This window comes from Microbacterium sp. Bi128 (genome assembly GCF_918698205.1).
In genome coordinates this window covers 1-3069 of sequence record NZ_CAKKMM010000570.1, presented here as the reverse complement: position 1 = coordinate 3069, position 3069 = coordinate 1, and the positions used below count along the sequence as shown (strand labels likewise).

Here is a 3069-nt window from a genome sequence, read left to right as displayed (position 1 = left end):
GCTCGACGCCGTGGCCGCGGACTTCCCGGAGCTGCAAATCATCATGGCCCACCCCTCGGTGCCGTGGCAGGACGAGGCCAACTCGATCGCCACGCACAAGGCCAACGTGTTCATCGACCTCTCCGGCTGGTCCCCAAAGTACTTCCCGGAGTCCCTGGTCCGGATGGCCAACTCGGTCCTGCAGGACAAGGTCCTGTTCGGCACCGACTTCCCGCTCATCACCCCGCAGAAATGGCTGGGCGCCTTCGCGGACCTGCCGCTGAAGGACGAGGTCCGGCCCAAGATCCTCAAGCACAACGCCGTCCGCCTGCTCGGGCTCGGTGGCTGAGGTGTCCGTGGAAACCGCGCCCCAGACAACAGCCCAGGAGCGCCTCTACGGCGTCTGCGACTACTACGACGCCGAATCCCTCCTCGCCGACGGGGAGCGGAAAGTGCTGGGGCGGCTGCGGGAGTTCCTGGACACCCAGGCCCGGCCGCTCCTGGCCGACTACTGGGAGCGCGGCGAGTTCCCGGACCAGCTCGCGCGGCCGCTGATCGATCTGGACCTCATGGAACCGGCGGAACTGACCGGCGCCCCGGGTGCGGGTCAGACGCCGGCCCGGGGCATCTACCAGGGCTTCCGGATCTTCGAACTCGCCCGCACGGACGCCTCGCTGGCCACCTGGTACACGGCCCAGGCCGGGCTGTTCCGGACCGCCATCCGGGTCGGGGCCTCCGCGGAACAGCAGGCCGAATGGATGCCCATGGTCATCGACTTCTCGCTCAAGGGCGTCTTCTCGCTGACGGAGCCGGAATCCGGCTCCGACATCGCCGGCGGACTCGCGACGACGGCACGCAGGGAAAAGGGGCGTGAGGCCGGCCCGGACGGCGACACCTGGGTCCTGGACGGCGCCAAGCGCTGGATCGGCGGCGCGGCAACGGCCGACGTCCTTGCCGTCTTCGCTCGCGACGTCGCCGACGGCCAGGTCAAGGCTTTCCTCGTGGACCGCGAGGCGGCCGGCGTGACCCTGGAGAAGATCCACGGCAAGACCGCGCTGCGGATGATGCAGAACGCCCACATCACCCTCGACGGCGTCCGCGTCCCCGATGCCAGGCGGCTCCACAACGTGAACTCGTTCCGGGACGTGGCGGCGATGCTGCGGGCCATGCGCTCGGACGTCGCGTGGATCGCCGCCGGCATCGCGGCAGGAGCTTTCGAAGCCGCGCTGCGCTACGTCTCCGGGCGCCGGCAGTTCGGCCGCCCGCTCGCGTCCTTCCAGCTCGTCCAGGAAAAGCTCGCCCGGATGCTCGGCAACGTCACCTCGGCGCTGTCCCTGGTGGTCCGGCTGACCGAACAGCAGGAGAAGGGCATCTACCGGGACCAGGACTCGGCCCTGGCCAAGATGCAGACCTCCCTGCTGATGCGCGAGACCGTGGCGCTGGCCCGCGAAGTGGTGGGCGGCAACGGCATCACGCTCGCGGCCGACGTCGCACGGTTCCATGCCGATGCCGAAGCCGTCTACTCCTACGAGGGGACCCACGAGATCAATGCCCTGATCGTCGGCCGCGCCCTCACCGGCCACAGCGCCTTCACCCACTGAAGCTCTTTACCCGCTGACGGTGTTCCGCCGTCGTCGTACAACCAAACCCAACCGCTCCAGGAGCCAAAGATGCCCAACCTCGTCGTCGACTTCGACAAACTCCTCACCCTCGCCGGCACCGACCTCGGCGTCACCGACTACCGCGAAATCACCCAGGAACAGATCAACAAGTTCGCCGACGCCACGGGCGACGACCAGTGGATCCACGTGGACCCGGAACGCGCCAAGGACGGCCCGTTCGGCGCCCCGATCGCCCACGGCTTCCTCACCCTCTCGCTCATCATCCCGTTCTGGGGCGAGCTGTTCGACGTCGACGGCGTCACCACCAAGGTCAACTACGGCCTCGATAAGGTCCGCTTCACCTCCCCCGTCAAGGTGGGTTCGCGCATCCGCATGCGGGCCACCATCGCGGAAGTCACCGAGGTCAAGGGCGGCGCCCAGATCAAGGTGGCCAACACGATCGAGATCGAAGGCCAGGAACGCCCGGCCGTCGTGGCCGAGTTCCTCGCCCGCTTCTACAAGTAAACCGCCACACCCCTTCACCATCCCCCCTCTGCCATAAGGAACAAAGATGTCCCAAATTTCGCAGTTGCAGGCCATGGACGCGGGTACGCGTCGCCGTGAAGCACGGACCGTCATTGCCTCCAGCTATCTCGGCAGCACCATCGAGTACTACGACTTCCTGCTCTATGCCACGGCCGCCGCGGTGGTCTTTCCCAAGGTGTTCTTCTCCGGCGCGGACGAATGGGTGGGGGTGGTGGCCGCGTACGGGACGTTCGCCGCCGGCTACGTGGCACGGCCCCTCGGCGGCATCATCTTCGGCCACTTCGGCGACCGGCTGGGACGCAAGAACATGCTGATTGTCTCGATGCTGGTCATGGGCATCGCCTCCACCCTGATCGGACTGGTGCCCGGCGCCGCGGTGGCCGGAGCCTGGGGTGCCGTGATGCTCGTGATCCTCCGGGTCTGCCAGGGCATTGCCGTCGGAGGGGAGTGGGGCGGCGCCGCCCTCATGGCGCTGGAGCATTCGGAATCGGGCAAGCGCGGCTTCGCGGCTTCGTTCGTCAACGCCGGCGCCCCCACCGGCGCGGTGCTGGGCACCCTGGTGATGGGCGCGTTCGCGGCCCTGCCCAACGAGCAGTTCCTGGCCTGGGGCTGGCGCGTGCCGTTCCTGCTGTCCTTCGTCCTGCTGGGCATCGGCATGTTCGTCCGGCTCAAGGTCTCCGAAAGCCCCATCTTCAAGGCGGCACTGGAACAAGAGAAAGCCGAGCGGGAACAGGCCGAACGGGACAACACCCAGCGGACGGTGCCGGGCAGCGCGCCGGTGCGCCGCGAGATTCCCCTCCTGCAGGTCCTGCGCCGGCCCAAGACCCTGATCTTCACCATGCTGGCCGGCGCGGCCGGGTTTGCGCTCCAGGTGGTGCTGGCCACGTTCTCCGTGACCTACGCCGTGTCCAAGGGTGCGGACCGGCAGGGCGTTCTCTACGCC

The 3069-nt window shown here is 68.0% G+C and carries 4 protein-coding genes; all 4 read left to right on the top strand.

Going from position 1 to position 3069, the window contains the following annotated elements:
* A partial coding sequence (locus LQV45_RS23055) for an amidohydrolase family protein (protein ID WP_230008988.1) occupies nucleotides 1-328 on the top strand: 328 nt, incomplete at its 5' end.
* Nucleotides 329-335: 7 nt separating this feature from the next.
* Nucleotides 336-1580, top strand: coding sequence for an acyl-CoA dehydrogenase family protein (locus tag LQV45_RS23050; RefSeq protein ID WP_374208277.1), 1245 nt, complete (start codon nucleotides 336-338; stop codon nucleotides 1578-1580).
* 69 nt (nucleotides 1581-1649) lie between these two features.
* Nucleotides 1650-2105: a MaoC family dehydratase gene (locus LQV45_RS23045; RefSeq protein WP_018774069.1), complete on the top strand. Its 456-nt coding sequence runs from the start codon at nucleotides 1650-1652 to the stop codon at nucleotides 2103-2105.
* 46 nt (nucleotides 2106-2151) lie between these two features.
* On the top strand, nucleotides 2152-3069 hold a 918-nt coding region (locus LQV45_RS23040; RefSeq protein WP_230008986.1), incomplete at its 3' end, for an MFS transporter.